A 4,493-nucleotide genomic window follows, 5' to 3' on the forward strand; every position below is an offset into this window, starting at 1 on the left:
AGCCAGTGGTGAATCGAAGTTCGCTCATTGACCAAACAGTGAGTCTTATCAACACCACGCTGAGCGGTGACAAGTTCCGCCATCGCCACATCGACACCCACAATCGCCGCTGCATCAAGGATTGCCATGTCACACCCTCCGAGCTAGGGTTTAAGAGCTTGCTGGGGGTTCACCGTAAGCGCTGGCTTGCTTCTATCGTCGGTCCAGGCCGATGCATTCCATATCGGCGCTTATAGGTGACAGGGCGGGGCTGGAAGTCTCCCAACGGTCTGTACTGGCTAGAGTCAGATTCGGCTTTCCGTCCCTCCCACCCCATCAAGTCTAAACATACAAGCCGGCTTGCTGGCGAACGCGAAGGATCTGTGACCTATAAGGTCACTGATGCGCCGCTTTCGCCGGCAAGCCGGCTCTTACAAAGCGTGTGCGCAACCAATAAAAAAGGCGTTGCCCGTGAGGGCAACGCCTTTCTTTTGATCAAAATATGATCAGAGCTTGGCTGGCTTCAGGATGATCTGCGCAGGCTCGGTTTTCTCGATCTCGCGCTGAATCTGCAACTCGAAGTCCGGGTTGATCTTCGTGACGCGCTTGGTCAGCAGGGTTGCCAGCCACGGATAGTCGTCGGTACGTGGCACTTGCACGGTCACTTCACAGTTGAAGGCCGTGACATCGGCGGCGATATCGTTCAGTTGGCGACGCAATTGCCTCGAATCGGTGATGTTCAGCTTGATCGTGGTGCTTTCTGCCGTTGGGTCGATGACCTTGGCGATGCGCCTGGCTTCCGCGGCGCGCAGCTCCGCTTCAGCCTTCTCCAACTCAGCCTTGCGTGCATTGGCGATCGCGCCATTGACGCCACTTGTCAGCGCAGGCGCCTTTGGCATCAGCGCGCGCGCACGGCTGAGCGCGGTGGCGGCGGCATTGACATCGCCTTTTTGCAGCACGATCTGGCTGCGGCTCAAGTACGCCTCGGCCAGTTGACGTTGGTACTGCTCCAGACGCGGGTCGTCGGGGTTCTTGCTCTGCAGAGCGGCCAACTGATCTTCAGCGGTGGCCAACTCGCTGCTGGCAATGTTCTGATCCAGCTGCTGATACGCATCGGGCGCCGCGGCAGGCGCGGGCTCGTCGACGGGCTTGCTTTGGCAGGCGACCAACAGGGTGGAAAATGCAGCAAGCAGCAGATAACGGGATGCGAACGGCTTCATTCCTGCGATTCTCTATTTGCGCAAAAAACGAGCAAGTCTACACATAAGTGCCTTGCACCGAAAATAACTGATCACCACCGACGGCGCTGGATCGGGTCATTGCATATTGCCGCCATTCAATTATCGCGGAGTATGACTGTTCTTCCAGTCCAAGGTTCTACCGCTTGGGTAAAAGGAAGCTCAGCAAGAACAGCCCGGCAGCGCAGACCACGATGGACGGGCCTGCCGGGGTGTCTTTGAACCAGGACAGCGCGAGTCCGCCGCAGACGGCAAGCACACCGATAATGCTCGCGCCAAAAGCCATTTGCTCGGGCGAACGGGCGTGACGTTGTGCCGCAGCGGCGGGAATGATGAGCAGCGATGTGATCAGCAAGACACCGACGATTTTCATAGCCACTGCGATGACCACGGCAATCAGCAGCATCAGTGTCATGCGCAGGGCCGCGACCGGAAGGCCTTCGACCGTCGCCAGTTCTTCATGGACCGTAATGGCCAGAAGGGGCCGCCACAGCGCACAGATCAGCACCAGCACCGCCGCGCTGCCGCCCAGGATCCACGACAGGTCGGTCGGGCTGATCGCCAGCAGGTCGCCGAACAGGTAGCCCATCAGGTCGATGCGCACTTCGCGCATGAAGCTCAGGACGACAAGCCCCAGTGAGAGGGTGCTGGGCGCGAGAATCCCCAGCAGCGTGTCCGAGGCAAGCGGCTGACGCTGTTGAAGCGTCACCAGCAGAATGGCGAGCAGGAGACAGCCGACGGTCACCGCGATGGTCGGGCTGATGTCCAGCAAAAAGCCCAGCGCCACGCCGAGCAAGGCGGCGTGGGACAGGGTGTCGCCGAAGTACGCCATGCGACGCCAGACCACGAACGAACCTAACGGGCCTGCGACGACCGCCAGAGCAAGGCCTGCGAGCAAGGCATAGAGAAGAAAATCAGCCATGCTTGCAGCTGTCTCCGTGGTCATGGTTGTGAGGGTGCGAATGTGCTTGCGCAGGATCATGACTGTGATCGTGTGCAACGGCAGGTTGGCAGACCTCGCCGTGCAGATCGTGTGCATGGTCGTGATGGTGGTGATAGATCGCCAGGCTCGGCGCGTGCTGCCCGAACAGTTCGACGAACGCCGGATCGTTGCTGACGTGCTCGGGGTGACCCGAGCAGCAGACGTGCCGATTCAGGCAGACCACCTGATCGGTGGTGCTCATTACCAGGTGCAGATCGTGGGACACCATCAGCACGCCGCACTGGTGGCGGTTACGCAGTTGGGTGATCAGCGCATAGAGTTCGGCCTGGCCTGCAACGTCGACGCCTTGCACAGGTTCGTCGAGCACCAGCAACTCAGGTTCACGCAGCAGCGCACGGGCCAGGAGAACGCGCTGCATTTCACCGCCGGAAATGCCCTGCAACGGACTGTCGATGACTTTTTCGGCGCCGACCTCGGCCAAGGCTGCGAGTGCGGTTGCCCGGTCGACGCCCGGCACGAGGCGCAGGAACCGCAGGACGGACAACGGCAGCGTGGCGTCAACGTGCAGTTTTTGCGGCATGTAACCGATGCGCAGTTTGGGTCTGCGCCACACATCACCCGAATCAGGCTTGAGCAGTCCGAGTACGGCGCGCACCAGCGTCGTCTTGCCCGCGCCGTTGGGGCCGATCAGGGTCACGATCTCGCCGGGACTGACGCTCAGCTGAATGTTCTCCAGCACGCTCTGGCCGGCACGAGTGACGCTGACGTCCTTCAGGCGGATCAGTGCGTCGCTCATCAAGCGGCCTTGCAGCCAGCGCACACACCGACCACTTCGACGGTCTGGCCTTCGACGTCAAAGCCGACTTCATTGGCCGCACTGACGATGGCGGCGCTGATAGCTCCGTGCTGCAGCTCAATGGCTGCGTGGCATTCGCGACAGATCAGAAACTGACCCTGATGCGCGTGCGTCGGGTGGTTGCAGCCCGTAAACGCGTTCAACGAGGCGATGCGGTGCACCAGACCGTTTTCCAGCAGGAAGTCCAGCGCGCGGTACACCGTGGGCGGGGCGGCGCGGCGACCATCCTCTTCGCTCAAGACCGCGAGGATGTCGTAAGCCCCCAATGGCTTGTGGCTTTGCCAGACCAGCTCCAGCACACGGCGACGCAGAGCGGTCAGCCGCAGGCCTTTACCGGCACACAACGTATCGGCTTCAGCAAGCGCGCTGTGTACGCAATGAGAGTGATCGTGGGGGCGACTGGCCAGTGGTGTTTTAGACATGGGCGGCGACGACTTTTGAGAGAGACGTTATTATGTTACCCGTTCCTGCCCCCATGAGTGGTTACCGTGTCCCGACTTTTTTTACTTTCTGTCGTATTTATTACCGGATTTCTTTCAATGGCTCCCGCCCAGGCCGAGGTCCGGGTGCTAACCAGCATCAAACCGCTGCAACTGATTGCCGCCGCTGTGCAGGACGGAATTGCCGTGCCGGAAGTGCTGTTGCCGCCGGGTGCATCGCCGCACAACTACGCGCTGCGTCCGTCCGACGTACGGCGTGTCCAGGACGTCGACCTTCTGTACTGGATCGGCCCTGACATGGAAACGTTTCTGCCCCGCGTGCTCGCGGGCCGCACCAAGCCGTCGGTGCCGGTTCAGTCATTGCCGGGCATGCACCTGCGCCACTTCACCGCAAGCAACGATCACCATGACGACGAGGACCACGACGAGCATGATCACGACCATCGTCCGGGCAGCGTCGACGCGCATCTTTGGCTGTCCACGGTCAACGCGCGAGTGATCGCGGCGAAAATGGCTGCTGATTTGAGCCAGGCCGATCCGGCCAACGCGGCGCGTTACGACAGTAACGTCAAGGCATTCGACGCCCGCATGGATGCGCTGGACGCGAAGATCAAACAGCGCGTGGCGGGCATTACCGACAAGCCGTATTTCGTGTTCCACGAAGCCTTCGATTATTTCGAAGAGACTTACGGGCTCAAGCATGCGGGTGTGTTCGCGGTCAGCAGCGAGGTGCAGCCGGGCGCGCAGCACGTCGCCGCCATGCGCACGCGCCTGGCATCGTTCGGCAAGACCTGCGTGTTCAGCGAGCCGCCGCTACGCCCGCGCCTGGCAGAAACCCTGAGCGCGGGTTTGCCGGTAAAGCTGGCCGAGCTGGATGCACTGGGCGGGTACACGCCGGCCACGGCTCAGGGTTATGAGCTGCTGTTGAGCAAACTGGCGGACGATCTGGCGGGGTGTCTGGAATCGCTGTAACTCAGGACTCCTCCACGGATTGACCTTGTGGGAGCCGGCTTGCTGGCGAATGCGGTGGGTCAGCA

Annotated in this window: 5 protein-coding genes; 1 reads left to right on the top strand and 4 read right to left on the bottom strand. The window is 61.1% G+C overall.

What is annotated here, in order from left to right; genetic code table 11:
• Positions 1-485: 485 nt before the first annotated feature.
• From BMY73_RS27610 to BMY73_RS27625, 4 genes are all read right to left on the bottom strand, one after another.
• Positions 486-1,199 carry a PA5502 family lipoprotein gene (locus tag BMY73_RS27610; RefSeq protein ID WP_092411096.1) on the bottom strand — a complete coding sequence of 238 codons (714 nt, stop codon included), beginning with the start codon at positions 1,197-1,199 and terminating at the stop codon, positions 486-488.
• A 157-nt stretch (positions 1,200-1,356) separates the two neighbouring features.
• Entirely contained in the window at positions 1,357-2,139 is a 783-nt protein-coding gene (gene znuB, locus BMY73_RS27615; protein ID WP_092411098.1) for a zinc ABC transporter permease subunit ZnuB, read from the bottom strand.
• On the bottom strand, positions 2,132-2,956 hold the full coding sequence (gene znuC, locus BMY73_RS27620) for a zinc ABC transporter ATP-binding protein ZnuC (protein WP_062386413.1): 825 nt from the start codon (positions 2,954-2,956) through the stop codon (positions 2,132-2,134). The genes znuB and znuC overlap by 8 nt, the downstream gene beginning before the upstream one ends.
• A complete protein-coding gene (locus BMY73_RS27625) occupies positions 2,956-3,438 on the bottom strand; it encodes a Fur family transcriptional regulator (protein WP_062386416.1) in 483 nt (160 codons plus the stop codon). Before BMY73_RS27625 ends, znuC begins: the two co-directional genes overlap by 1 nt.
• A 57-nt stretch (positions 3,439-3,495) precedes the next feature.
• Between BMY73_RS27625 and BMY73_RS27630 the strand changes: the two genes are divergently transcribed.
• Positions 3,496-4,428, top strand: coding sequence for a zinc ABC transporter substrate-binding protein ZnuA (locus BMY73_RS27630; protein WP_092411100.1), 933 nt, complete (start codon positions 3,496-3,498; stop codon positions 4,426-4,428).
• The last annotated feature ends 65 nt before the right edge of the window (positions 4,429-4,493 follow it).

This window comes from Pseudomonas sp. NFACC02 (assembly GCF_900110765.1).
Taxonomy (GTDB): domain Bacteria; phylum Pseudomonadota; class Gammaproteobacteria; order Pseudomonadales; family Pseudomonadaceae; genus Aquipseudomonas.